Annotated in this window: 18 protein-coding genes and 2 tRNA genes; 6 read left to right on the top strand and 14 right to left on the bottom strand. The window is 72.9% G+C overall.

Features of this window, described 5'->3' with window-relative positions; genetic code table 11:
- Positions 1–23: 23 nt before the first annotated feature.
- Complete coding sequence (gene map / locus FHX75_RS24015; protein ID WP_154942571.1) at positions 24–851, bottom strand: type I methionyl aminopeptidase; 828 nt, start codon at positions 849–851, stop codon at positions 24–26.
- A gap of 76 nt (positions 852–927) precedes the next feature.
- Between map and FHX75_RS24010 the strand changes: the two genes are divergently transcribed.
- Both FHX75_RS24010 and FHX75_RS24005 read left to right on the top strand, forming a co-directional pair.
- A complete protein-coding gene (locus tag FHX75_RS24010; RefSeq protein WP_154942570.1) occupies positions 928–1,194 on the top strand; it encodes a helix-turn-helix domain-containing protein in 267 nt (88 codons plus the stop codon).
- Between the two features lie 226 nt (positions 1,195–1,420).
- Positions 1,421–2,065, top strand: coding sequence for a dihydrofolate reductase family protein (locus FHX75_RS24005; protein WP_154942569.1), 645 nt, complete (start codon positions 1,421–1,423; stop codon positions 2,063–2,065).
- Between the two features lie 166 nt (positions 2,066–2,231).
- On the opposite strand, the gene FHX75_RS24000 is transcribed toward FHX75_RS24005, so the two are convergent.
- The 4 genes from FHX75_RS24000 to FHX75_RS23985 all read right to left on the bottom strand — a co-directional run bounded on the left by FHX75_RS24000 (position 2,232) and on the right by FHX75_RS23985 (position 6,151).
- A tRNA-Ile gene (locus FHX75_RS24000) sits at positions 2,232–2,308 on the bottom strand.
- 140 nt (positions 2,309–2,448) lie between these two features.
- Positions 2,449–3,690: an NAD(P)/FAD-dependent oxidoreductase gene (locus FHX75_RS23995; RefSeq protein WP_154942568.1), complete on the bottom strand. Its 1,242-nt coding sequence runs from the start codon at positions 3,688–3,690 to the stop codon at positions 2,449–2,451.
- Entirely contained in the window at positions 3,680–5,800 is a 2,121-nt protein-coding gene (locus FHX75_RS23990; RefSeq protein WP_154942567.1) for an MMPL family transporter, read from the bottom strand. The genes FHX75_RS23995 and FHX75_RS23990 overlap by 11 nt, the downstream gene beginning before the upstream one ends.
- A 278-nt stretch (positions 5,801–6,078) precedes the next feature.
- A tRNA-Asn gene (locus FHX75_RS23985) sits at positions 6,079–6,151 on the bottom strand.
- 285 nt (positions 6,152–6,436) lie between these two features.
- Here FHX75_RS23985 and FHX75_RS23980 point away from each other — a divergent pair.
- The 4 genes from FHX75_RS23980 (at position 6,437) to FHX75_RS23965 (ending at position 12,881) form a co-directional block, all read left to right on the top strand.
- Complete coding sequence (locus tag FHX75_RS23980; protein ID WP_154942566.1) at positions 6,437–6,826, top strand: hypothetical protein; 390 nt, start codon at positions 6,437–6,439, stop codon at positions 6,824–6,826.
- Positions 6,827–7,109: 283 nt separating this feature from the next.
- Positions 7,110–10,430 (top strand): ThuA domain-containing protein, encoded by a 3,321-nt coding sequence (locus tag FHX75_RS23975; protein WP_154942565.1) that lies wholly within the window; start codon positions 7,110–7,112, stop codon positions 10,428–10,430.
- Between the two features lie 85 nt (positions 10,431–10,515).
- Complete coding sequence (locus FHX75_RS23970) at positions 10,516–11,589, top strand: sugar phosphate isomerase/epimerase family protein (protein ID WP_246158498.1); 1,074 nt, start codon at positions 10,516–10,518, stop codon at positions 11,587–11,589.
- Positions 11,590–11,696: 107 nt separating this feature from the next.
- On the top strand, positions 11,697–12,881 hold the full coding sequence (locus tag FHX75_RS23965; RefSeq protein ID WP_154942564.1) for an ROK family transcriptional regulator: 1,185 nt from the start codon (positions 11,697–11,699) through the stop codon (positions 12,879–12,881).
- 79 nt (positions 12,882–12,960) lie between these two features.
- On the opposite strand, the gene FHX75_RS23960 is transcribed toward FHX75_RS23965, so the two are convergent.
- From FHX75_RS23960 to FHX75_RS23920, 9 genes are all read right to left on the bottom strand, one after another.
- Positions 12,961–13,968: a sugar phosphate isomerase/epimerase family protein gene (locus tag FHX75_RS23960; RefSeq protein WP_154942563.1), complete on the bottom strand. Its 1,008-nt coding sequence runs from the start codon at positions 13,966–13,968 to the stop codon at positions 12,961–12,963.
- A gap of 215 nt (positions 13,969–14,183) precedes the next feature.
- The gene (locus FHX75_RS23955; protein WP_154942562.1) at positions 14,184–15,173 is read right to left on the bottom strand and encodes a sensor histidine kinase; all 990 of its coding nucleotides are present in this window, start codon (positions 15,171–15,173) and stop codon (positions 14,184–14,186) included.
- A gap of 113 nt (positions 15,174–15,286) precedes the next feature.
- Entirely contained in the window at positions 15,287–17,401 is a 2,115-nt protein-coding gene (locus FHX75_RS23950; RefSeq protein WP_154942561.1) for a ThuA domain-containing protein, read from the bottom strand.
- A 74-nt stretch (positions 17,402–17,475) separates the two neighbouring features.
- Positions 17,476–20,343, bottom strand: a complete 2,868-nt coding sequence (locus FHX75_RS23945) for a PQQ-dependent sugar dehydrogenase (protein WP_154942560.1) — start codon at positions 20,341–20,343, stop codon at positions 17,476–17,478.
- 339 nt (positions 20,344–20,682) lie between these two features.
- Positions 20,683–21,750, bottom strand: coding sequence for a polyprenyl synthetase family protein (locus FHX75_RS23940; protein ID WP_154942559.1), 1,068 nt, complete (start codon positions 21,748–21,750; stop codon positions 20,683–20,685).
- A complete protein-coding gene (locus tag FHX75_RS23935; protein ID WP_246158497.1) occupies positions 21,747–23,243 on the bottom strand; it encodes an alkaline phosphatase family protein in 1,497 nt (498 codons plus the stop codon). Before FHX75_RS23935 ends, FHX75_RS23940 begins: the two co-directional genes overlap by 4 nt.
- The gene (eboE, locus tag FHX75_RS23930) at positions 23,240–24,490 is read right to left on the bottom strand and encodes a metabolite traffic protein EboE (protein WP_154942558.1); all 1,251 of its coding nucleotides are present in this window, start codon (positions 24,488–24,490) and stop codon (positions 23,240–23,242) included. Before eboE ends, FHX75_RS23935 begins: the two co-directional genes overlap by 4 nt.
- A complete protein-coding gene (locus tag FHX75_RS23925; protein ID WP_154942557.1) occupies positions 24,490–25,344 on the bottom strand; it encodes a TatD family hydrolase in 855 nt (284 codons plus the stop codon). Before FHX75_RS23925 ends, eboE begins: the two co-directional genes overlap by 1 nt.
- Positions 25,345–25,944 (bottom strand): EboA domain-containing protein, encoded by a 600-nt coding sequence (locus tag FHX75_RS23920; protein ID WP_154942556.1) that lies wholly within the window; start codon positions 25,942–25,944, stop codon positions 25,345–25,347.
- Positions 25,945–25,950 lie beyond the last annotated feature (6 nt).

Raw genomic sequence — 25,950 nt, 5'->3', positions numbered from 1 at the left:
CTCGGTCGACGGGCGGCTGACGGCTACTTGTCCAGGACGCCTGTGGCGGGCTTTCCGCTGGGATCGGCGGAGGTGCCGCCGTGAGTGGGGCGGCGGGTCAGGACCTGGGGGCCGGAAGCCGTGATGGCGACGGTGTGTTCGGAGTGTGCGGTGCGGGAGCCGTCGGCGGAGCGGATCGTCCAGCCGTCGTTGTCGAACGTGATTTTGTCGGTGGAGCGGCAGAACCAGGGCTCGATGGCGATGGTGAGGCCGGCGTCGAGTTTCAAGCCGCGGCGGGCGCGGCCGTTGTTGGAGACGTGCGGGGCCTCGTGCATGGTGCGGCCGATGCCGTGGCCGCCGAACTCGGCGTTGACGCCGTAGCCGTAGGAGTGGGCGACCTCGCCGATCGCGGCGGAGATGTCGCCGAGGCGGCCGCCGGGCTGGGCGGCGGTGATGCCGGCCTCCAGTGCGACCTCGGTGGCCTCGATCAGCTTCAGGTCGGCCGGGTCGGGGGTGCCGACGATGACGGAGAGCGCGGAGTCGGCGACCCAGCCGTCGATGCTGGCCGCCATGTCGATGCTGAGCAGGTCACCATCCCGCAAAACATAGTCGTGCGGCAGGCCGTGCAGCACCGCGTCGTTGACCGACAGGCACAGCACGTTGCGGAACGGGCCGCGGCCGAACGAAGGGGCGTAGTCCCAGTAGCAGGATTCGGCGCCGCGTTCCTTGATCCGGCGGCGGGCGTGGTGTTCGAGATCCATCAGGTTGACGCCGACTGCGGCGACACCGCTCAGCTCGGCGAGCAGCTCGCCGACGAACTGCCCGGTCACCGCCATCCGGCCGATCTCCTCGGCGGACTTGAGCTCGATCACGACAGCCTCCCTCTCTGTATGCGGTATTTTTATACCACCACAGGTCGGGGATACTCCGGTGGGATATCCTGCCGGCATGGTTCGCCAACCACTCACCGCCGAGCAGATCGCAGCGGGCCAGCGCCTCGGAGCCGCCCTCCGGGCCGCACGGGCCGGCCGCAGCCTCGTCGAAGTGGCCCTGGCAGCCGGCATCTCCCCCGAGACGCTGCGCAAGATCGAGGCCGGCCGCCTACCCGCCCCGGCGTTCGGCACGGTGGTCTGCCTCAGCCAGGCTTTCGACGTCCCCCTCAGCGAACTGGCCGACGTCTGGCTGGCCGACATGCCCGTCCGCCAGGCGTCCTAGAGACCAGCCGCCCGAGTACGCTCCAACGGCGCGGTGACGCTGGATCAAGGCGTACGGCCTGCCTGCCGAGCCCTGCTGCCGGGCGTCGCATGGACGCTGACCGCGGGACGGGGTGGTGACCGAGGCGGTGGACGAGTACGACACTGAGTGCCGTCGCAGCGACGAGTCTGCCGGCGCCCACAGGTCTACCTCCGGACCGAGACAACCAACTCATCGGGAGTTAGGCATGGGCCTCATCCACATCGAGCTGTTCGCAACCCTCGACCTCGTCGGGCAGGCGCCCGGCGGCCCCGACGAGGACCCGGTGGGGTTCCCGTTCGGCGGCTGGCAGGCGCCGCTGCTGGACGAGGTCGCCGGGGCGCAGGTCGGTGCCGCGTACGAGGGCACGGACGCCCTCCTGCTCGGCCGGCGGACGTATGACATCTTCGCCGCCTACTGGCCGTACCAGGAGGGCGGCGAGGACAACGAGATCGCCACGCTCTTCAACAGCGTCCCCAAGTACGTGGCCTCCCGCGGCAGGCCCAACCTCTCGTGGGCCGGGTCCACGCAGCTCGGCCCGGATCTGGCCGGCGCGGTGCGCGAGATCCGTGACCGGCACGAGCACGTGAAGGTCGTCGGGAGCCTGAACCTGGTGCAGACCCTCCTGCGCGAGAAGCTCTTCGACCGTCTCGACCTCTGGGTGCACCCGATCGTGCTCGGTGTCGGGAAGAAGGTGTTCGACGGTGGCGCGGTGCCCACGAACGTCACACTCCTCGAACCGCCGGTAGCCAATCCGAAGGGCACCGTGTACCTGCGCTACGGGCTCGCCGATGGCACGCCCGGGACGGGGGACATGAGCGCACCCGATCGCGGTGCCGGACGCGACGACTGAAGCCGGCCCGGGCCAGGTGGGTCCGTGTCGTCGGCGGTGAATCCGCCAGGTCGGCATTCCGTCACGGCGTCGGCAGTTCGAGGTGCCGACGCCGTGACGAAGTGCCTCGCCAGAGCGTCGCCGCCGTCACCCAATGGTCTGGCAGGCCCCGTCGCCCTAAGTTGCATGGTGGGGCGGGCGGGACTCGAACCCGCGACCGAGGGATTATGAGTCCCCTGCTCTAACCGGCTGAGCTACCGCCCCGATACCGCGCCGGATCGTAACCCGCTCGGCGGATCACCGGCCACCACCGAAACGGCCGACACAGGCACCCGACCGGCACGATGGGCTACGCGAGGATAACAGTCAGCAGCGGTCCGCAAGACCCCCCGCACCGGCCCGGATCACCCCACCGCGCGCAGCTCCGCCAGCACCGCCCCGGCCGTCCGCCAGCCGCTGGCCAGCGCGCCCTGGATCGATGGGCTGTCCCGGTGGTCGCCGGCCACGAACAGTCCGTCGCCGAGCGCCACCGGCTTGCGCAGTCGCCTCTGCGGTGGCGGCGCGGCGGGCAGCGCGTCGGGGACCTCGACGGTCGTCAGATGGGTCCAGTCCGCGGTGGAACGTCCGTAGAGCCGGTCCAGCTCGCGCCGGATCGCCGGCTCGGGCGGGGCGCTCGGGCCGACCACCGACGTGGCCACCAGGTGCCATCCGGTCGGCGCGTACGTCGGGGCGGCATTGCTGACCACCACGGTGTTGGCGACCATCTCCCGCCGGTCCCCGTCGACCAGCAGGATCGGCTCGTCCAGCGGCGCGTCCGGCGTGCTGTGGTAGTAGGTCGTGTAGCTGTGCATGCGTACCCGGGCCAGGGTGGGCAGCAGCGTTCCCGCCGCGGGCGGGTCGACGGCGACCACGACGGCGCGGCAGCCGATATCGCCGGCCTGGGTGCGGACCCGGCCGGGCGCCACCTCGGCAACCGGGGTGTCCAGCTCGATCAGGTCGGCGGGCAGCGGTTCGGCGACGGCCCGGGGCAGCGCGGCCATCCCCCGGGCGGGCAGGCCGATCCGGCCGCGCGCGAAGGAGCGCAGGATCATCGCCAGCACGTGGCTGGAGGTCTCCAGCTCCCGGTCGATGAGGACGCCGGAGAGGAACGGCCGCAGCAGCTCCTCGATGATCGTGTCGGAGAGCCCGGCCCGGCGCAGCGCGGCCTCGGTGGTGGTCTCCGGTGCGGTGAGCAGCCGGCTCTTCGGCAGGGTGGCGCAGCCGGTGGCGAGCGCGGCGAAGCGGATCCGGTCGAGCAGCGAGCCGATGCCGGCCAGGGCCGTGCCGGGCGCGCCGCCGGGCTCGCGCAGCGGGTTGACCAGCCGGTCGAGCCGGTCGCCGCGGCGCACCAGCACCCCGGAGGTGAACCAGCCCAGCTCCAGGCTGTCGACGTCGAGCAGGGTGCCCAGCCTCGGGTAGGCGGTGTTCAACACCTGAAAGCCGCGGTCCAGCAGGTAGCCGTCGACCGCGTCGGTGGCGACCCGGCCGCCGAGCCGGCCGCTGGCCTCCAGCAGCCGCCAGGGCACGCCGGCGCGGTGCAGCCGCCGGGCGGCGGCCAGCCCGGCGAGGCCGCCGCCGACGATGACGACGTCCGTCTCAGCCAGCATGCCCGGCCTCCGTCCCGGTCCGGGCCGTCCGGGCCAGCCGGCTCGGCCACCAGATTTTCGGCCCGATGTCGTACGACAGCGCGGGCACCAGCAGCGAGCGGACCACGATGGTGTCCAGCAGTACGCCCACCGCCACCGCCACGCCGAGCTCCACCAGCACCACCAGCGGCAGGACGGCCAGCGCGGAGAAGGTCGCGGCGAGCACGATGCCGGCGGAGGTGATCACCCCGCCGGTCACGGCGAGGCCGGACAGCACCCCGGCCCGGGTGCCGCGCTTGACCGACTCCTCGCGGACCCGGCTCATCAGGAAGATGTTGTAGTCGATGCCGAGGGCGACCAGGAAGACGAACGCGAAGAGCGGGAAGGACGCGTCGACCCCGGGGAAGTCGAAGACGTACCGGAAGATCAGCGCGCACAGCCCGAGGGTGGCCAGGAACGACAGCACCACGGTGGCGATCAGCAGCACCGGGGCGAGCAGGGCCCGCAGCAGCAGAGCCAGGATCACCGCGATGACGATCAGCACCACCGGGATGATCACGTTGCGGTCCCGGGTGGAGGCGGCGGAGGTGTCCACGTTGATCGCGGTGAACCCGCCGACCACGGCGTCGGCGCCGGCGACCCGGTGCACCGCCAACCGCAGGTCGCGGATGGCCCGTTCCGCGCCGTCGCTGTCCGGCGGGTCGGACAGCGTCGCCTCCAGCTGCACCTTGCCGTCGACCACCTTGGGTGGCGCGTTCTCCTCGGGTGGGCCGGCCCGCTCACCGGTCACCGGCCGTACGGCGGCGACGCCGGGGACGCCCTGGGCCACCCGGGCGACCTCCTGGGCGGCCTGCTGGTTGGTGAAGATGGTCGCCGGGCTGCCGGTGCCGGCCGGGTAGTGCCGGGCGATGACCTCCTGGCCGGCGACCGAGTCGGTCCGGTTGGTGAACAGGTCGGACTGGCCGAGGGTGGTGATGCCGAGCTGGATCAGGCCGAGGGTGAGCAGGGCCAGCGCCGCGGCGGTCACCAACCAGACCGGGCGGGCGCGCCGGGCGACGAAGCCGGCGACCCGGCTCCAGATGCCGTCGGCCCGCGGGTCGGCCTGGTCCGCGCGGGGCCGGCGGGGCCAGAACGCCCACCGGCCGCCGAGCACCAGCAGCGCCGGCAGGAAGGTGAGCATCACGACCAGCGTGGCGGCGATGCCGACGGCGGCGACCGGGCCGAGCGCCCGGTTGGAGTTGAGGCTGGACAGCAGCAGGCAGAGCAGGCTGACGATCACCGTGGCCCCGGAGGCGATGATCGCCGGGGCGGCGCCCCGCCAGGCGGTCTTCATCGCGTCCCAGGGCCGCTCGTGCCGGTGCAGTTCCTCCCGGTAGCGGGCGATCAGCAGCAGCGCGTAGTCGGTGCCGGCGCCGAAGACCAGCACGGTCAGGATGCCCTGCGCCTGCCCGTTCAGTTTGATCACGTCGTTCTTCGCCAGGTGGTAGACGAACACCGACGCCAGCGCGTACGACATCCCCGCCGCGAGCAGCGGAAAGAGCCAGAGCACCGGGCTGCGGTAGACGATCAGCAGGATCACCAGCACCACGACCAGGGTGACCAGCAGCAGCGGCCCGTCGATGGCGCCGAACACCTCGATCAGGTCGGCCAGCAGCCCGGCCGGTCCGGCGACGTCGACGGTGAGCCCGTCCCGGTCGCCACCGGCGATCCCGCGCAGCTCCTCGACCACCCGGCCGATCTCCTCGCCCTCCGCCTCGTCGATCGGTACGACGACCTGAAGCGCCTGACCGTCCTGGCTGGGGATCGGCGGCGGCAGCGGCCCGAGCACGCCCGGGACCTGGGCGAACCGCGCGGTGTCGGCGGCCGCCCGTTGCTTGTCGGCGTCGGTGATGCCGGAGCCGCGCTCGTAGACCACCAGCGCCGGGGTGCTCTCCCGCTCCACGAAGCCGCCGGCGAGGTCCTGCGCCCGGGTCGCCTCGGCGTCGGCGGGCAGGAACGAGGCGTTGTCGTTGGTGGCGACCTCGCCCAGCTTCCCGGAGTACGGCCCGGCGATCCCGCCGACCACCAGCCAGCCGAGCACCGCCAGCACCGCGATCAGCGTCGCCGCACCAGGTCCCCGTCTTCCGGCCATCTCCACCCGTCCTTGAATCGACGCACCAATCGACGCAGCGGGAGTCTAAGTCGACATCGCCCATCCTGCCGCCCGAGCACGCCCTGGCGGGCCGAAACCGGACGCGGGACCACACCCGCTCTCCACGGCCCGGTGCCCGTCGGTGATCAAGGAGTTTGCGTCTGCGGACGGCCCGTCGGTGACGCAAACTTCTTGATCACCGGGAGGGTGGCGGCCGGACAGGGGGGAGAACGAGAAATGCCCGTCGGCGGGGCCGACGGGCGTGGGTGGAGCGTGAGCTCCCCCGTTTGGACTCGAACCAAAAACCTGCCGGTTAACAGCCGGCTGCTCTGCCAATTGAGCTACGGGGGACTGCTTGGCACCGTGCTCCGGATCTCTCCGGCGCTCGGCGACGGCACAAGAGTACAGGATTCCCGGGGGGTCTGGTCCAGGGGGTTACCTCCCCGAGCCCTCGCCCGGGAGGGGTGCGACACGGCAGGAATAAAACCGGACAAATCGTCATCACGGCACAACCAGGCATGAGCGCGGAGCAGGATGGGTAGTTAGCTGCCGACAGAGGACTAGGGCGCGACATGGTCGGACCCGACCGGATCTCCGGGCGGGAACGGCGGAGCGTCAGGTACGAAAGGAGCCGCCATGCGCGGAAAGATCATGTTCCTTGGCGGGCTGGCTGCGGGCTTCGTCCTGGGCGCCCGTGCCGGCCGGGAGAAGTACGAGGAGCTGGTCGTCCGGGGCCGTAAGGTGCTCGACCACCCGACCGTCCAGGAGGCGGCGGGTGTCGCACAGGCCCAGGCGACCCGGCTCTACAGCGAGGGCAAGGACAAGCTCGGCCAGTCCAAGCTCGGCGAGAAGCTGGGCACCGGCAACGGCAACAAGCAGGAGCTGACCGCGGCGGACGACGCCTTCGCGGGCACGCCGGCCACCATCGGCGCGAAGTCGGGCAGCTCGTCGAGCTCCCCCAGCTCGTCGTCCACCACCCCGCGGCCCAAGCCGTCGGGCACGGGCACCAACGCCAGCACCCTCTAACCCGCACCTTCCGGCGGGCCGGTCGTCATCGACGACCGGCCCGCTGGCGTCTGGGCCGGAAACGCGGCAGGTCAGGCCCATAGCCACCCCCGCCGATGCCACTTTCGGCGATTTGAAGCAAAAGTTCGCACGAAACATCGAAAACTTCTGCCGTCAACCTCTTCTCTTTGGTCCCCTGCGCAAATATCGTCCTGCGTAGAACCTGGCCAGGCTCTTGGTACTCGTAGCGACCCTCCTCAGCGACGGCGCTGAGGCGGACCCGCCCCGACCAGAGCGAGGTTCGATGCGCAGACCCACCGGCCGAAGGGCCACCGCCTACCTCAGCCTTCTCACCCTCGTCGGCGCGACACTCGTCGCGACCGCACCACCGCAGCCGACGCCGGCGCTCGCCGCCCCGGTGCCCGCCAGCAACGGCATGGACTACAAGGTCCTCGTGTTCACCCGGTCGGCCGGAGGCAGCCACGCCGCCACCGCCGCCGGAGTGGACGCGATCCGGCAGCTCGGCAACGACCGGCGGTTCACCGTCGAGGTGACCGACGACGCCCGCAAGTTCGACGAGCCGCATCTCAAGCAGTTCCGCGCCGTGGTGTTCCTGAACACCTCCGGCGACGTCCTCACCGACGGCCAGCAGGCCGCGTTCGAGCAGTACTACCGCGACGGCGGCGGCTTCGTCGGCGTCCACTCGGCCATCGAGGCCGAGCCCGGCTGGTCCTTCCTGGACAAGGTCCTGGGTACCCGGGCGACCGGCGCCGCCACCTCGGCGAGCCCGGCCACCGTCACCGTCGCCGACCGGGTGCACCCCGCCTCCGAGCGGCTGCCGGAACGGTGGACGCACACCGACCGCTGGTACAACTTCGCCGACAACGTCCGGGGCGTGTCGCACGTGCTGGCCACCGTGGACGAGAAGACGTACGCCGGCGGGTCGATGGGCTTCGACCACCCGGTCACCTGGTGCAAGGACTACCAGGGCGGCCGCTCCTTCTACACCGGACTCGGCGCGACGCCGGAGAGCTACGGCAGCACCGACCTGCGCGCCCACCTCGGCGGGGCGATCCAGTGGGCGGCCGGCGTGACCGACGGCGACTGCGGCGCGACCGTGCTGGCCAACTACCAGATGACGGTGATCGGGGCCCAGCCGAACGTCAACGAGCCGATCGGCTTCGACACGCTCCCCGACGGACGGGTGATCCAGACCGACCGCCGCGGCGGCGTACGCCTGCACGACCCGGAGAGCAACGAGACCACCGTGCTGGCCCAGATCCCGGTCTACACCCACAGCGAGGACGGGATGTACGGCCCGGCGATCGACCGGGACTTCGCCACCAACAGGTGGGTCTACCTGTACTACGCGCCCCCGCTGGACACCCCCGCCGGAGGCGCGCCGACCACCAGCACCGACCCGGCCACCTGGGACCGGTGGAAGGGATACTTCCAGCTGTCCCGGTACAAGTTCGTCGACGGTGAGACACCCTCGCTCGACCTGAGCACCGAGCAGAAGATCCTCCAGGTGCCGGTGGACCGGGGCGCCTGCTGCCACGTGGCCGGCGACATCGCGTTCGACTCCAAGAACAACCTCTGGCTGGTCACCGGCGACGACACCCCGTCGGGCGCGGGCGGCTCGGGTGGCTTCTCGCCGCACAACGACTCGGTCAGCGCGACCGGGGTGTACCAGGCGCCGTTCGCGGACGCCCGGCGCAGCTCGACCAACACCAACGACCTGCGGGGCAAGGTGCTGCGGATCGCGGTGGGAGCGGACGGCTCGTACACCGTGCCGCCGGGCAACCTCTTCCCGGCCGGCACCGAGAAGACGCGGCCGGAGATCTACGCGATGGGGCTGCGCAACCCGTTCCGGATCACCCTGGACAAGAACGACGTCGCCTACGTCACCGACTACTCCCCCGACTCCTCGACGGCCGCGGTCGGCCGGGGACCGGCGGGCACTGGCCGGATGATGGTGATCGACAAGCCGGCGAACTACGGCTGGCCGATGTGCGTGCAGCCGAACCTGCCGTACATCGAGATGAACTGGACCACGAGCCCGATCTCGCCGGTCGCGCCGTTCGACTGCGCGGCGCCGAAGAACACCTCGCGGCACAACACCGGCCTGACCGACCTGCCGGCGGTCGAGAAGTCCGAGCTCTGGTACTCGTTCCAGGCGCCGACCCCGTGCCCGGAGTCGTACCTGTCGACGCCGACGCAGACCTGCCCGGTGCTCTTCCCGGAACTCGGCACCGGCGGCGTCGGGCCGCACGGGGCCGCCCGCTACGACTTCGACCCGGAGCTGAGGTCGGAGACGAAGTTCCCCGAGTACTACGACGGCGCGGTCTTCTTCGGCGAGTTCACCCGGGACACCCTCAAGGAGGTCCGGCTCGACGCCAAGGGCGACATCCTGAAGATCAACAATGTGCTGAACTGCGGCCAGGCGCCCACCACCGCGACCAGGCCGTTCCTCTGCGACAACCCGATGGACATGAAGTGGGGCGCCGACGGCAACTTCTACCTGCTGACGTACGGCGACGGGTTCTTCAACGTCAACCCGGACGCGGCGATGCTGAAGTTCAGCTACGTCAAGGGGCTGCGGGCGCCGAACGCCGTGCTCACCGCGACGCCCACCAACGGCATCGCGCCGCTGACCGTCGCCTTCTCCAGCGAGGGTTCCAAGGACCCCGACCCGGCGGACTCGATCTCGTTCGCCTGGGACTTCGACGGCAACGGCACCACCGACTCGGTCGACCCGAACCCGTCGCACACCTACACCGCCAACGGGGTCTACACCGCCCGGCTGACGGTGACCGACTCCAGCGGCAAGAGCGCGTCGGCGAACACCACCATCACCGTCGGCAACACCGCGCCGACCGTCACGGTCAACACCCCGCTCGAAGGCGGCTTCTTCAGCTGGGGCGACGACATCCCCTGGTCGGTGACCGTCACCGACCCGGAGGACGGGCCGGTCGACTGCGCCAAGGTCGAGGTGACCTTCGTCCTGGGCCACGACCAGCACGGCCACGGCGAGGCCAACCAGTTCGGCTGCTCCGGGGTGCTGCCCACCGACCCGGACGACGCGTCCCACGGCGGCTACATCTACGGCGTGGTCAGCGCGTCGTACACCGACGGCGGCGCGAACGGCCAACCGGCGCTGACCACCGTCGACCAGCAGATCATCCAGGCGAAGCGGCAGGAGGTCGAGTTCGCCACCGACGAGTCCGGCACCACCGTCGGGACCAGCGCCGACACCGGCGGCGGGCAGCAGCGCGGCAGCCTCGATCCGGGCGACTGGATCGCGGTGAACAACACCGTCAACCTGCAGAACATGCAGTCGGTCACGCTGCGCACCTCGGGCGGCAGCGCGGCCACCGCCGGGCAGCCCCGGTTCGGCGTCGAGTTCCGGCTCGACTCCCCCACCGGGCCCCTGCTGACCACCGCCACGGTCAACGCGACCAGCGGCAACAACGCCTTCACGAGCACAGGCGTGCCGATCACCGACCCGGGCGGCACGCACCGGCTCTACCTCGTGTTCCGCACCGTTCCCGGCGGCCCGACCGGCGGTCTCGGCAACCTCAACTGGGTCGAGTTCACCGGCCAGGGCATCGGCGTCGCTCCGTAGCGCCGCCGTGGTCGCGGGCCGCCACCCGGCGGTCCGCGGCCCTGGGCACCATCACCCGTCATCGCACCGAGAGAGGCAGCAGCAGATGAACGACAGACAGCACGGAATGAGCCGTCGCCGGATCCTCGGCGCCTTCGCCGGCGTCGCCGGCGCGGCCGCCGTCGGGGCCGCCGGCTTGGCGCCCGCCGCCGGAGCCGCGGGCAACGGACTGCTCGTGCCGACCGGCAAGCGCGGCATCATCCTCTACAGCGTCCGGGACCGGATCGGCGCCGCACCGGACGCCACCGGAGTGCCGTACGGCTTCGAGCGGGTGCTCGCCCGGCTCGCCGAGATCGGCTACAAGGAGGTCGAGTTCGCCGGCTACAACCAGCACGTCTCGATCCTGGGCCGACAGATCACCGCCGCCGAGATCCGCAAGATCCTCGACGACAACGGGCTGCGCGCCAACGGCTCGCACGCCTCCATCCCGAGCACCATCAACCCGACCACCCTCGCCGCGTTCGAGCAGCAGCTCGACATCGCCGAGACGCTGGGGATGACCCACATCGGCACCGGCAACGACCCGACCGGCAGCAACTACAAGGCCGACTGGGACGCGGCGGCGGACCGGTGGAACACCCTCGGCCAGTTGGCCGCCGCCCGTGGGCTCAAGCTCTACACGCACAACCACGACGCGGCGTACAACTTCCTGCTCGACAGCGGGCCGCTGGACGCGCTGGGCCGGCCCACCCGGTCCTCCGGCGTCCGGAAGCTGGAGTACTTCATCGGGCTCACCGACCCGGAGTACGTCTGGTTCGAGATGGACATCTACTGGGCGCACGTGGCCCAGCACCGGTTCCGCAGCTACACCGACCCGGACGGGGTGACGCAGACCGACGTCTTCGACCCGCTGGCCACGGTGGCGGCCCAGCCGATCCGGTTCCCGCTGTTCCACGCCAAGGACGGCGCGTTCAACCCGAACACCACCAGCGGGTACGACATGGTGCCGCTCGGCCAGGGCGACATCGACTACGGCACCTTCTTCGCCAACATGGGTGCCAAGGGCTACCACAACCCGATGTGGGAGCAGGACAACGCGCCGGGCGGCAGCGCCGACCCGGGCCGCTCGCTGCGCTACGCCGAGGTGAGCTACCAGCACATGTCGGGTCTGCGGGGCTGACGGACCCGACCGTCGATCGAGTGGCCGCACCCGGGCGTACCGGGTGCGGCCACTCGCGCCATCAGACGTAACACCGCCGTGGAAGACTCCGGCCGGAGGTGGTGGCGATGGTTCCCGTCCGACCGGAGAACGCGTACCAGGCACGACTGCTGCGGATGCTGCGCGACGACGGCCCGCGGTCGCGGGTGGAGCTGGGCGACGCCGTCGGCCTGTCCCGGTCGAGGCTGATCGCGGAGGTGGACCGCCTCGTGGAGCTGGGCCTGGTCGAGACCGCCGGGCCGGCGGCCTCCCGCGGCGGCCGGAGGTCGTCGCTGCTCCGCGTCGCCGGCACGGTCCGCTTCGCCGGCGTCGTGATCGGCACGGACCGGCTCACCGTCGCCGTCACCGACGGCGAGCTGAACGTGCTGGCCGAGCTCCGCGAGCCGGCAGACGTCCGGTCCGGTCCGGGGCCGGTGGTCGCCCGGGCCGGCGAACTGGTCGGCAAGCTCCGGGCCGAACTGGGCCTGGCCCAGCTCACCGGCGTCGGCGTCGGCCTGCCGGGGCCGGTCGCCTTCCGGGAGGGCACCCCGATCGCGCCCGGCGCCCTGCCCGGCTGGCACGGGTTTCCGGTGCGGGACACCCTCGGCGCCGAGCTGGGCTGCCCGACGCTGGTCGACAACGACGCCAACGTGATGGCGCTCGGCGAGCAGCACGCCGGGATCGGCCGCACCTTCGACGACTTCCTGTACGTCAAGCTCGGCACCGCGATCGGCTGCGGCCTGGTGCTGCGGGGCGCGCCGCACCGGGGCGCGACGAGCGGCGCCGGCGACATCGCCCACCTGCGGCTCGCCGACGAGGGCCCGGGCTGCGCCTGCGGCGAGGCGGGGTGCCTGGAGGCGTACTGCGGCGAGGCCGGCCTGATCGGCGCGGCGCTGGACGCGGCGCGGTCGGGCCGCTCCCCCGCCCTGGCCGACCGGCTCGCCACCGCCGGCACCCTGACCATGGCGGACGTCGCCGGGGCGGCGGCCGGAGGCGATCCGGCGGTGCAGGCCGTCGTGCGGGACGCCGCCCGCCGGCTGGGCCAGGTGCTGGTCGGGCTGGTGAGCTTCGTCAACCCGGGCATCGTGATCATCGGTGGCGCGCCGGACGGCCTCGGGCACACCCTGCTGGCCGAGATCCGGGCCGTGGTCTACCGCCGGTCGGCGCCGCTGGCCACCGGCACGATGCCGATCGTCCTGTCCGACCTCGGCGAGCGGGCCGGCGTGGTGGGCGCGGCCCGGTTGATCAGCGAGCAGGTTTTCGCCGCCGAGTGACCGGCCCGCCGGGCAGCCTGACCGACCGCCTCCCGCCGCACCGTGCGGGCAGGGAGGCGGTCGGTCGGACCGGGACGGGTCAGTCCTTGCTGCTGAACGCGGCGTCGAACGCCGCCGCGGGGGCGTCGAAGGCGAGCCGGCGGACGAACTGCAACGCCTCCGGCGCGCCGACCAGCCGGTCCATCCCGGCGTCCTCCCACTCGATGGAGATCGGCCCGTCGTAGCCGATCGCGTTGAGCGCCCGGAAGCAGTCCTCCCACGGCACGTCGCCGTGGCCGGTGGAGACGAAGTCCCAGCCCCGGCGCAGGTCGGCCCAGGGCAGGTGGGACGAGAGCCGGCCGCGCCGCCCGTCGCCGGTGCGCACCTTCGCGTCCTTGCAGTCCACGTGGTAGATCCGGTCGGCGAACTCGAGGATGAAGTTCACCGGGTCCAGCTCCTGCCAGACGAAGTGCGACGGGTCCCAGTTGAGCCCGAACGCCGGCCGGTGGCCGATCGCCGCCAGCGCCCGCCGCGTCGTCCAGTAGTCGTAGGCGATCTCGCTCGGGTGCACCTCGTGGGCGAAGCGGACCCCGACGGAGTCGAAGACGTCGAGGATGGGGTTCCACCGGTCGGCGAAGTCCCGGTAGCCCCGCTCGATCATCTCCGGCGGCACCGGCGGGAACATCGCCAGGGTGTGCCAGATGGACGAGCCGGTGAACCCGACCACCGTCTTCACCCCGAGCTTCGCCGCCGCGCGGGCGGTGTCCTTCATCTCCTCGGCGGCGCGCCGGCGCACCCCTTCGGGCTCGCCGTCGCCCCAGATCCGGGCCGGCAGGATGCCCTGGTGCCGCTCGTCGATCGGGTGGTCGCAGACCGCCTGGCCGACCAGGTGGTTGGAGATGGCGTGGACGCTGAGGTGGTGCTTGGCGAGGGTCTCCCGCTTGCGCTCGACGTACGAGTCGTCGGCGAGGGCCTTGTCGACCTCGAAGTGGTCGCCCCAGCAGGCGATCTCCAACCCGTCGTAGCCCCACTCGGAGGCGAGCCGGCAGACCTCGTCGAACGGAAGATCGGCCCACTGGCCGGTGAAGAGCGTGATCGGTCGCGCCATCGTCGTTGTCTCCCCTGTCGTGATGGGGATTCCTCAGCGTGGGCGGGGCGAGGGGCCACCAGTGCGGAGGCGTCACGGGTCGCCGGTGGGTGCGGCACGCACCTGGGCCCGACGGGTTGCGCCTCCCGCCGGGTCACCGGCCACCTCGCGGTCGCCGCCCTCACTCTAGGACCGCCGGGACCGGCTGGGAAGGGGTCGCCACGGACCCGCGGACGTCACTCGGCCTGCTCCTCGGCGGCGGGCAGTTCGGCGCGCACCGACCAGCCGCCGTTCGGGCGGGGGCCGGCGGTGAAGGTGCCGCCGACCGCCTCGGCCCGCTCGCGCAGGCCGGGCAGGCCGAGCCCGGCGCTCGGCGACGGGGACGGGGACGGGGACGGGGACGGCGACGGTGACGGGGACGGCTCGGCGCCGGTGTCGCGTACCTCGATGGCGACGCCGTCGGGGTCGTAGCGCAGCCGGACCGCGACCGCCGCGCCCGGCGCGTGCCGGCGGGCGTTGGTCAGCGACTCCTGGATGATCTGGTACGCCGCGACGTCCACCTCGGTGGGCAGCGGGCGGGGCTGGCCGGCCACGGTCCAGCGCACCGGCTGGCCGGCGCTGAACCCCTCCACCAGGGCGTCCAGCCGGTTCAGGCTGGGGGCCGGCTCGGTGGGCTCCTCGGCGACCCGGCGCAGCGCCTCCTCCGCACGGATCCGCTCGGCGCGCCGGCCCCTTTCCTCCCGCACCGCGACGTACGCCCGCCGGCTGCGCACCGCGTCGCCGACGGCCACCGCGACGCCGAACCAGAGCAGCAGCACCACCACCGCCGGGTCCAGGCCGGCCACGCCGAGCGTGGTGATCGCCGCCGCGCCGACGGCCAGGGCGCCGACCAGGCCGGCCACGGCGGCGGTCCGCCGGTCGGCGCGGGTGGCGACGGTGTACGCGGCGATCGCCACGGTGAGCACCATGGGCCCCCGGGCGACCCCGGCGAGTTGCGCGAGCAGCACGCTGACGGTGGTCAGGGCGAGCACCGGCAGCGGGTGGCGGCGGCGCACCGCCAGCGCACCGGAGCCGATGGCGGCGAGCAGCACGGCGGCGAGGGTGAGCGGCGCCCCGGGCGGGTTCACCGGCAGCAGGCCGGCCACGAAGAGCGCGGCGGCCAGCAGCGCGTCGACGACCGCCGGGTGCGCCCGCGCGATCCGGCGCCACTCCGCGAGCCGTCCCATGCGGTCAAGGTACGGCAGCCGCCCGGCCCCGGACGCGGCACCGCCGGGGTGCGAGGGCACCCCGGCGGCGTCGCGTGCACGGGATCGACGTGGTGGACGACCCGGTCGGTGGGTCAGGGCAGGACCCACTTCTGGTTGGCCGCGCCGTTGCAGGTCCAGAGCTGGACCGGGGTGCTGTCGGCGGAGTTGTTGCCGGCCACGTCCAGGCACTTGCCGGACTGCGGGTTGCGCAGCGACCCGTCGGCCTGGGCCGACCAGTTCTGCGCGCCGCTGCCGTTGCAGGTCCAGAGCTGGATCTTGGTCCCGTCGGCCGAGCCGCCACCGGAGACGTCCAGGCACTTGCCCAGCGCCTTGATCGTCGAGTTCGGCGTCACCGTCCAGGTCTGCGCCCCGGTGCCGTTGCAGGTGTAGAGCTGGATCTGCGTGCCGTCGGCGGTGCCGCTGCTGCGGACGTCCAGGCACTTGCCGGCCAGGCCCTTGATCGGTCCGGTGCCGCCGGTGCCGCCGCCACCGCCCCGGACCAGGGTGAAGTCGTCGACGTCGAAGAGCCCGGTGCCGGTGCCGGTGTAGGTCAGGTACAGGTTCTGGGTGCCGGACGGCACCCCGGACAGGGCGGTGGTGACGTCGGCGTACGTCGTCCAGCTCCCGGTGTTGGGCACCGCGACCGAGCCGAGGACGGTGCCGGTGGTCGAGCCGGTACGCACCTGGATGGTGCCGCCGGGCCCGCCGGAGACGACCCGCGCCCTGAACGACGTCACCCCGGTCAGGTCCACCCCGTTGTACGCCGACCAGTCGCCCGGGTCGATGTAGCCGAGGGTCTGCCCGCCGTTCGCGCCGGCCTTGGTGAACGGGGTGACCCCGCTGGCCGAGCTGAACGCCTCGGCCTGGACGGTGGTGTTGCCGCCCGGCGGGGTGGAGCCGAGTTCCTTGATCCGGATGTTGCGGAACGAGGCGTCGTCGCCGGTGCCGTGGTTCTGCAGGCCGATGTGCCCGGCGAGCGAGCGGACCGGGTTGGTGTTGGTGAAGTCGTTGATCTTCACGCCGTTGAGGAAGACCTGGAGCCGCTCGCCCTCGACCAGCAGCTCGTAGGTGTTCCACTCGCCCGGCGGGTTCAGCGCCGCGTCCCGGGCGGCGATGTCCGCCGACTTGAAGGTGTAGACCGCGCCGGTGGTGCGGTCGGCCGCGTCGGTGGCGTCGATCTGGATCTCGTAGCCGTTGTTGACCGCGGACCAGGGGTCGGTCGACGGCGGGAAGCCGATGAAGACCCCGGAGTTGTCGTCGCCGGCGAGCCGCCAGTCCAGCTTGAGCGAGTAGTTGGTGAACTGCTTCGCGCTGTACCAGTAGAGCCCCATCCCGCCGACCGAGGTGAGCGTGGCGTCGGCATTGGTGAAGCTGCCCGGCCCGGCCTGCGACCAGCCGGTGGTGGAACCGTTGTAGAGGGTGGTGTAGCCGGTCTCCGGCCGGCAGTCGGCCTTGGCGCGGCCGGCCGCGTAGCGGATGCCGCCGAGCAGGTGGGCCCGGAACGCCGGTTCGGCGTACGACGCCTGGGTGTGCCCGCCGCCGGTGTAGAAGGCCCGGCCGCCGCTGTAGGTCTTGCACCAGGAGTGCGGGTGGTCCGCGCCCATCCCGCCACCGGAGTACGACGACTCGTCCAGGGTGGCCAGCACCCGGGCGGTGGAGCGGGCGTTGGTCTGGTAGTTGTACCACTCGTCGGTGCGGGTCCAGGTCTGCGGCAGGTGCGCGCTGGCCGGGTGCGCCCGGTTCTCCACCTTGACGTTGGCCTGCTGGATGGCCGGGTGCGAGGCGAAGTACGCCCCGACCAGGTTGCCGTAGAACGACCAGCCGTACTCGGTGTCGGCGGCGGCGTGCACGCCGACGTACCCGCCGCCGGAGCCGATGTACGACTCGAAGGCGGTCTGCTGGCTGGCGTTGAGCACGTCGCCGGTGGTGTTGAGGAAGACCACCGCCTCGTACTGGGCCAGGTTGCCGGTGGTGAACGCGGCGGCGTCCTCGGTGGCGGTGACGGTGAAGCTGTTGGCCGCGCCCAGGTCGCGGATGGCCTGGGTGCCGACGGCGATGGAGTCGTGCCGGAACCCGGCGGTCTTGGAGAAGACCAGCACGTCGTACGGGGCGTCGGCGGCGGACGCCGGGGTGGCGGGGGCGGTGCAGGCGATGACGGCGAGGACGGCGGTGGCCGCGCCGAGGACGGGACGCAGGAGTCTGCGCATGTCGCTCTCCTATCGGTGGGCGGGGACCCCGGGCGGGCCGGCGGGCCGGGCGGGGTCCCCGCGCGTTCACTCGGTTACGGCAGGGTCCACTTCTGGTTGGCGGCGCCGGTGCAGGTCCACAGGTGCACCGGGGTGCTGTCGGCGGAGTTGTTGCCCGAGACGTCGAGGCACTTGCCGGACTGCGGGTTGCGCACCGTGCCGTCGGCCTGGGCGGACCAGTTCTGCGCGCCGCTGCCGTTGCAGGTCCAGAGCTGGATCTTGGTCCCGTCGGCCGAGCCGCCACCGGAGACGTCCAGGCACTTGCCCAGCGCCTTGATCGTCGAGTTCGGCGTCACCGTCCAGGTCTGCGCCGTGGTGCCGTTGCAGGTGTAGAGCTGGATCTGGGTGCCGTCGGCGGTGGCGGCGTTGCGGACGTCCAGGCACTTGCCGGCGAGCCCGACCACCGGCCCGGTGCGCACCGTCGCGCCCGTGGTGAAGGTGAACGAGTCGACGTCGTAGAGCGCCCCGGTGCCCGACCCGGCGAAGGTCAGGTAGAGCGTGGTGGTGCCCGCCGGCGCTCCGGAGATCGCGCCGCTGACCGTGGTGAAGGAGTCCCAGGCGCCGGTGACCGGCACCGTGGCGGAGCCGAGCACCGTGCCGGTGGCCGACCCGGCCCGGACCTGGAGGGTGCCGCCCGCGCCGGCCGAGGAGACCCGGGCGCTGAACGAGGTGACGTTGCCCAGCTGGTACGGCTGGAAGGCGATCCAGTCCCCGTTGTTGATGTCGCCGACGGTCTTGCCGCCCTCGGCGGTCGCCTTGTCGAAGGTGTTGATGCCGGACGAGGTCTTGAAGTGCTCGGCCTGCCGGTGCCGAGGCTGGAGGGTGTGCTGGGTGTGCGTGGTCAGCCCGCCCGCGTCGGTGTACTCGGCGTCGAAGATGGCGAAGATGTTCGCCGCGTCGTCGTGCTCGCCGTCGACCGGGATGGCAATCGAGCCGGAGCAGCCGGTCTTCGAGGTGATCTGGTGGCCGTGCTGGTCGTGGCCGAGCACGTAGGTCATCTTGACCTTGGTGCAGTCGATCGTGCCGTCCTCGGGGTCGGTGACGGTGATGCTGAAGGGCACCGTGTCGCCGTAGGAGAAGAGCTTGCCGTTGCCGGGGTTGTTGATCGTCACGGTCGGGGCGGTGTTGCCGACGCTGATCACCACGCTGGCGCTGCCGGTGGCGTTCTGCGGGTCCTTGACCGTCAGCGTGGCGGTGTAGGTCCCGTTGGCGGTGTAGGTCTTCGACGGGTTGGCGGCGGTGGAGGTGGTGCCGTCGCCGAAGGTCCACGCGTACGTCAGCGCCCCGCCCTCCGGGTCCGACGACCCGGCCGAGGAGAAGTTGACCGTCAACGGGGCGGCGCCGGAGGTCTTGTCGGCGGTCGCCTTCGCCGTCGGCGCCCGGTTGCCACCGCCGATGTAGTCGAAGCGGTAGAGCGCCGAGTTCGCGTCGCCGTTGAAGTAGCCGGTGCCGTAGTCGAGCACGTAGTACGCGCCGTCCGGGCCGAAGGCGGAGTCCATCACCTGCTTGCCGGTCCACGGGAAGCTGTCGATGGTGCCGCGCGAGCCGTCGGCGTTGACGTGGATCGGCTTGATCCAGCCGCGGCCGAACTCGGTGGCGAAGAACTGCCCGTCGAAGGACTGCGGGAACTTGGTGGTCGACGTCGACGACGCGTTGTAGCGGTAGACCGGGCCGGCCATCGGGGACTCGGAGCCGCCGCCGAACTCGGGCGGGCTGCCGGCGTCGCCGGCGTATCGGATCCAGGCCGGCTTGGCCGCGGGCAGCGTGCTCTGGCCGGTGTTGCGGAACGAGTTGTTGGTGGGGCCGCCGGTGCAGTTGTACTTGGCGCCGCCGGTGCCGGTGGCGAAGTCCCACTCGTTGTAGGTCTCGGTGCTGGTGTTGGTGCCGGTGCAGTACGGCCAGCCGTAGTTGCCCGGCGCGGTGACCCGGTTGAACTCGACCTGGCCGGAGGGGCCCCGGGTGGCCGAGGTGGTGCCGGCGTCGGGGCCGTAGTCGCCGACGTAGACGATGCCGGTGGCCTTGTCGACGCTCATCCGGAACGGGTTGCGGAAGCCCATCGCGTAGATCTCGGGCCGGGTCCGCGCGGTGCCGACCGGGAAGAGGTTGCCGGACGGGATCGAGTACGACCCGTTGGCGTTCACCTTGATCCGCAGGATCTTGCCGCGCAGGTCGTTGGTGTTGCCGGCGCTGCGCTGCGCGTCGTATCCGGGGTTGCGGTTGGTCCGCTCGTCCAGCGGGGCGTAGCCGGCGGAGTCGAACGGGTTGGTGTCGTCCCCGGTGGACAGGTAGAGGTTGCCGGCGGCGTCGAAGTCGATGTCACCGCCGACGTGGCAGCACAGCCCCCGGTCGGCGGGGACGTCCAGCACGTCGACCTTGCTGGCCTGGTTGACGGTGAAGTCCGCGTTGAGGGTGAACCGGGACAGCCGGTTGACGCCCTGCCAGGCGGAGAAGTCGCTGCCGGTGGCCGGCGCGTCGCCGGCGGGGGTGGACAGCGGCGGAGCGTAGTAGAGGTAGATGTGCCGGTTGGTGGCGAAGTTCGGGTCGACGCCGACGCCCTGCAACCCCTCCTCGTCGTGGGTGTAGACCGACAGGGTGCCGATCACCGAGGTGGTGCCGTTGGCGTCGGTGCGCCGCAGGGTGCCGTTGCGGGCGGTGTGCAGGACCGAGCGGTCCGGCAGCACGGCCAGCGACATCGGCTCGCCCGTCTCGGCGACGCCGCGGGCCAGCTCGACCTGCTGGAAGTCGGTGGCGGTGATGACGTGGGCGGCGGCCGGGGCGGGGCCGCCGAGGGCGGTCGGGCCGGCCGTGACGCCGACGGTGCCGACGGCCGCCACCAGGAGCAGGGCGGACGCGGCGGAGGACCATCGTGGGGAGCGGTGGGTGGGTGCGTCCTTCATGGACATTCTGTGCTGTCCCTTCCTGACGAGTGACTGCCAGGGTGGGGCGCGCGCCGTCGCGCCGGTGCCGGGTACGGGGATGCGGCAGGGCCGTCCGGGCGGCGCCGGACCGGCCGTGACCACCGGTCGGGGCGGGGGACCGCGCGCCCGGAGGCCACCAGTCGATGGGTTACCGCGCCGCCGGTTCACCTCGACGAAACATGTTCGTGATGCCACGAACATTAAGGCTTGTGAATTTGTCTGTCCATACCTTCTGCCCCGTGGAAGCGAACTTTTGTTCAATCGGTTGAAAGCTCGCGGGCACGGCGAGGAAAGGCCCCGCAGGGCCGTGGCGCGCTGCCGGTGTCAGCTCCGGCGGTACACCGCCTGGTCGGCCAGCGCGGCCAGCGCCGCCAGCGCCGGCTCCTCCAGCGGCAGCCGGTCCAGCGCCGCCCGGGCGGCGTCCGCCCGCAGCAGGATCAGCCGTTCGATCTGCTCCCGGGCCCCGGTCGCCTCGATGATCGCGCGCAGCTCGGCCGCGCCGTCGGCGTCCAGGCCAGGATTGCCGAACAGGTCGCGCAGGCGGGCGCTCTGCGCCCGGTCGGCAGCGTCGCGGGCCAGCGCCATCATCACCGTCGGCTTGCCCTCGCGCAGGTCGTCCAGGACGGACTTGCCGGTCACCGCCGGGTCACCGAAGACGCCGAGCACGTCGTCGCGGAGCTGGAACGCGTCGCCGAGCGGGTCACCGAAGTCGGTGAGCGCGGCGACCAGCTCCGGCTCGGCGCCGGCCAGCGCCGCGCCGATCTGCAACGGGCGGGTGACCGTGTACCGGGCGGCCTTCATCCGGATCACGGTGAGCGCGCTGGCCACCGAGCCGTCCCCGACACCGGAGACCAGGTCCAGGTACTCCCCCGCGATCACCTCGGTCCGCATCCGGGCGAAGACCGCGTACCCCCGGCAGACCTGCGCGGTGCTCAACCCGCACTCGTGGAACATCTGGTCCGACCAGGCGGCGCAGAGGTCCCCGCAGAGCAGCGCGGTGTTGCGCCCGTACGCCTCCGGGTCGCCGCGCCAGGCGGACCGGGTGTGCAGGTCGGCGAAGAGCCGGTGCACCGACGGCGCGCCCCGGCGGCGGTCGCTGCCGTCGAGGATGTCGTCGTGGATCAGGGCGAACGCGTGGAACAGCTCCAGCGCCGCCGCGGCGACCACGATCGGCCGGTCGTCCCCGCCGCCGGCGCCGCGCCAGCCCCAGTAGCAGAACAGCGGGCGCAACCGCTTGCCGCCGGCCAGCACGAAGCGGTGCAGGGCGGCGAAGATGCCGCGCGGCGCGCCGTCCGGCCAGTCCGGCCCCTGCCGGTCCAGGAAGGCCACCAGTTCGGCGTCGAAACGCGCCCGCAGCCCGCTGGTGTCGGTCGGGGGCGCGGTGACGGTCACCGCCGCTCCCCCGGTCCCGGCGGCGGTCCGGCCGGACCGGACGGTCGCCCGGGACCCGCCGACGACGCCACGGCGGCCGGCACCCGCGCCGCGCCGGCCGGGGCGGACGGCGGGGCCAGCCCGGCCAGCTCCAGCAGCAGCGCCTTCACCTCGGTGGCCGCGAGCCGGTCCCGGGCGGCGGCCGGATCGGAGCAGAGCAGCACCGGGGCGTCCGCCGGGTCGGCCGGGAGCCGACCGTGCGAGCCCCGGACCGCCCGCGCCCCGGCGTCGAGGCCGACCACGCTCATCAGGTACCGCATGCCCAGCTTCTTGCGGGCCAGCGCGACCGCCGCCCGGCGCTTCGCCGCCCCGGGCGCGGCCGGGTCGAAGAAGAGCTCCGCCGGGTCGTACCCGGGTTTGCGGTGGATCTCGACGAGCCGGGCGAAGTCCGGGGCGCGGGCCTCGTCGAGCCAGTAGTAGTACGTGAACCAGGCGTCCGGCTCGGCCACCAGCACCAGCTCGCCGGCGCGCGGATGGTCCAGCCCGGCCGCCGCCTTGCCGTCGGCGTCGAGCACCTCCGCCACCCCGGGCAGGCCGGCGCAGAGCTTCGCCACCGCCGGCACGTCGGCCGGGTCCCGGACGTAGACGTGGGCCACCTGGTGGTCGGCGACGGCGAAGGCCCGCGACGTCCACGGGTCCAGGTATTCCATCCCGGCCTGGGTGTAGACCCGCAGCAGCCCCTCGGCGCGCAGCAGCCGGTTGACGTCCACCGGGCGGGAGACGTCGGTGATGCCGTACTCGGACAGCGCCACCACGGTCGCGTCCCGCGCGCGGGCGGCGTCCAGCAGCGGGCCCAGCACCGCGTCCAGCTCCGCCGCCGCGGCGGCGGCGCGGGGCGAGGACGGGCCGAAGCGTTGCAGGTCGTAGTCGAGGTGCGGGACGTAGACCAGGGTGAGGTCCGGGGCGTGGTCGGCGAGGATCCGCTCGGCGGCCCGGCAGATCCACGCCGAGGAGGGCAGCCCGGCGCCGGGCCCCCAGTAGGTGAAGAGCGGGAAGGTGCCCAGCGCGTCGGTGAGCGTGTCGTGCAGCTCCGGCGGGTCCGTCCAGCAGTCCGGCTCCTTGCGACCGTCGGCGTGGTAGACCGGGCGGGGGGTGACCGTCCAGTTCACGTCCGCGCCCATCGCGTACCACCAGCAGACGTTGGCCACCGTGTAACCCGGTTCGGCCCGGCGGGCGGCCTGCCAGAGCTTCTCCCCGCCGACCAGCGCGTGGTGCTGCCGCCACAGCAGCACCTCGCCGAGGTCGCGGAAGTACCAGCCGTTGCCCACGATCCCGTGCCCGGCCGGCGGCTCCCCGGTGAGCAGGGTCGCCTGCGCCGAGCAGGTGACCGCGGGCAGCACCGTGCCCAGGCCGGCGGCGAACCCCTCGTCGGCGACCGCGCGCAGCCGGGGCATGTGCGCCAGCAGCCGCGGGGTCAACCCGACCACGTCCAGCACCACCAGTCGACGGCTCATGCCGGCACCTCGGAATGTCGGTCGGTCACTCGTTCGCTCATCGTCGTACCCCTCCGGTCGTCGGGACGGGACTCCCCCGCCGGTGTCAGGCCGAGCGCGACCAGCTCGTCGCGGGCGAAGGCCAGCTCGGCGGCGATGCCGGCGGCCAGCTCCGCGTCGGTGCGCGGCCGGCGCGCCGCCGGCAGCACCCCCCACGTGTACGTCTCGACGTCGAGGTGGTCGCAGCCGGCGGCGGGACCGGCGAACAGCTCGGCCAGCGCGGTACGCAGCACCGGCACGGTCGAGGTCAGCGGTGGTTCGGGCGGGGCGTGCAGCGGCACGTGGTAGTGCACCCGCCACGGCCCCGGCGGCCGCCCGGCCAGGGCGCCGTCCAGGTCGTCGGCGGCGTACGCCGGGTCGGCCGGGTCGGCGGCGTGGGCGGTGCCGGCGGCCCGGGTCTGGTGCAGGAAGCGGGGCTCCACCCAGCGCGCCAGCGCGTCGGCGGCGGTCGGCGGGTGGGCGGCCTCCAGGGCGGCGGAGACCTGCACCTTGACCACCGGCAGCCCGGCGGCGCGCAGCCGGGCCAGCGCCTCGGCCGGCTCCTCCCAGGCGCAGGCGAGGTGCGCCAGGTCCAGGCAGACGCCGAGCCGGTCGGTGTCCACGCCGGCCAGCGCGGTGACCGCCTGCCCGGTGCGCTCGACCACGCAGCCCGGCTCCGGCTCGAAGCCGACCCGCACCGGGCGGCCGGTGTCGCGTTCGATCGCGGCGAGCCCGGTCGCGAGGTCGTCCAGCCGGCGGCGGGCGGTGTCGGCGCGGGCGGCGTCCCAGGGCTGCCGCCAGGCCAGCGGCAGGGTGGAGACCGAGCCCCGGGCCGCGTCGTCGGGGAGCAGGTCGGCCAGGACCCGGGCCAGGTCGAGGGTGTAGCGCAGCCGGGCCTCGGTGGTCCAGTCCGGACGGTAGACCGCGCCCTTCACCACGGGTGCCTGGAACGCCGCGTACGGGAAGCCGTTGAGGGTGACCACCTCCAGCCCGCGACGGGTCAGCTCGGCGCGCAGCCGGAGCCGGGCGGCCGGGTCGGCGGCCAGCTCGGCGGCGACCGGCGCGGCCAGCCAGAGGCCGAGCCCAAGCCGGTCGGCGCCGAGCGCCTCGCGCACCGGCTCGGCGTGGCTCCGCAGTTGGGCGAGGATGCCGGCGGCGTCCTCGGCGGGGTGCACGTTGGTGCAGTAGCCGAGGTGGACGGTGCTGCCGTCGGCGTGCCGCAGCCGCATCAGTCACCGCCGCGCAGGATCGAGTTCCCGGCGAAGGTCCCGGCGGACGCGGCGTCCAGGTCGGTCAGGTCGAGCCGGCCGGACTGCCCGTAGAACTCCACCGGGTTGCGCCAGAGCACCCGGTCGACGTCGTCGTCGGTGAAGCCGGCCAGCAGCATCGCCTCGCCGGTGGCCCGGGTCAGCAGCGGGTCCGAGCGCCCCCAGTCGGCGGCAGAGTTGACCAGCACCCGCTCCGGCCCGTACGTGCGCAGCAGCTCCACCATCCGGGGCGGGGACATCTTGGTGTCCGGGTAGATGGAGAAGCCCAGCCAGCAGCCGGTGTCCCGGACCAGTTTGACGGTGACCTCGTTGAGGTGGTCCAGCACCACCCGGCCCGGGTCGATGCCGGACTCGGCGACCACCGCGAGGCTGCGCTCGACGCCCCGGGCCTTGTCCCGGTGCGGGGTGTGCACCAGCGCCGGCAGGTCGTGCGCCACCGCCAGGGCCAGCTGGGCGGCGAACGCCTCGTCCTCCTGCGGGGTCATCGAGTCGTACCCGATCTCGCCGACGGCGACCACGGTGTCCTTCTCCAGGTAGCGCGGGAGCAGGTCGAGCACCGGCCGGCAGCGCGGGTCGTTGGCCTCCTTCGGGTTGAGCGCGACGGTGGCGTGGTGCCGGACGCCGAACTGCCCGGCCCGGAACGGCTCCCACCCGATCAGCGAGTCGAAGTAGTCGGCGAAGGAGGCGGGGCTGGTGCGGGGCTGCCCCAGCCAGAACGCCGGCTCCACCACCGCGCGGACCCCGGCGGCGGCCATCCGCTCGTAGTCGTCGGTGGTCCGCGACGTCATGTGGATGTGCGGGTCGAAGATGCGCATTCACGCCTCCCTGATGGTGAGCCGGTCGAGCAGGTCGGTGGCGTCGGCGGGCAGTTCCCGGCCGGCGGCGTGCCGCTCCGCGGCGAGCGCGGCGAGCATCGCGGCCAGCTCGCCGTCGGCGCGGCGGTCCAGGTCGGCCACGACGGCCAGCGGCACGCCGGCGAAGACGCACTTGAGCACCGCCTGCCGCCAGGACGCCGGGTCCAGGTGCCGGGCGTACGGGCCGAGGCCGGCGGCCACCAGCCGGGTGTCGTTGGTGCGGATCGCGTCGTGCAGCAGCGGCACCCCGGCCGCGCCGACGGGCAGCAGCGGCAGGGCCTTGAGCACGGCCCGCTTCTCGGCGGCGTCGCCGTGCCGGTACAGCGCCTCGGCGTGCGTGGCGTGGTCGGCGGGCAGCGCGGTGAGCAGCAGCGCGCGGGCCGCCTCGTCGGCGGTCCAGCCGGGCGCGCCGGCCAGGTCACCCCGACCGCAGTGCCGGCCGGCGGCCGGGAAGAACCGCGCGATCGTCGCGGGTTCGGCCGCGACGCGGCGCAGCGCCGCCGCCAGCCAGTCGGGATCGGGTACGCCCTCGAGCGCGGCCCGCAGTCGATCCGGTGTCATCCGTCT

The sequence above is a fragment of the Micromonospora palomenae genome (assembly GCF_007829925.1).
GTDB classification, from domain to species: Bacteria; Actinomycetota; Actinomycetes; order Mycobacteriales; family Micromonosporaceae; genus Micromonospora; species Micromonospora purpureochromogenes.
Note: the sequence above shows the minus strand (reverse complement) of the source record. Positions and strands in the feature narration are given on the sequence as shown.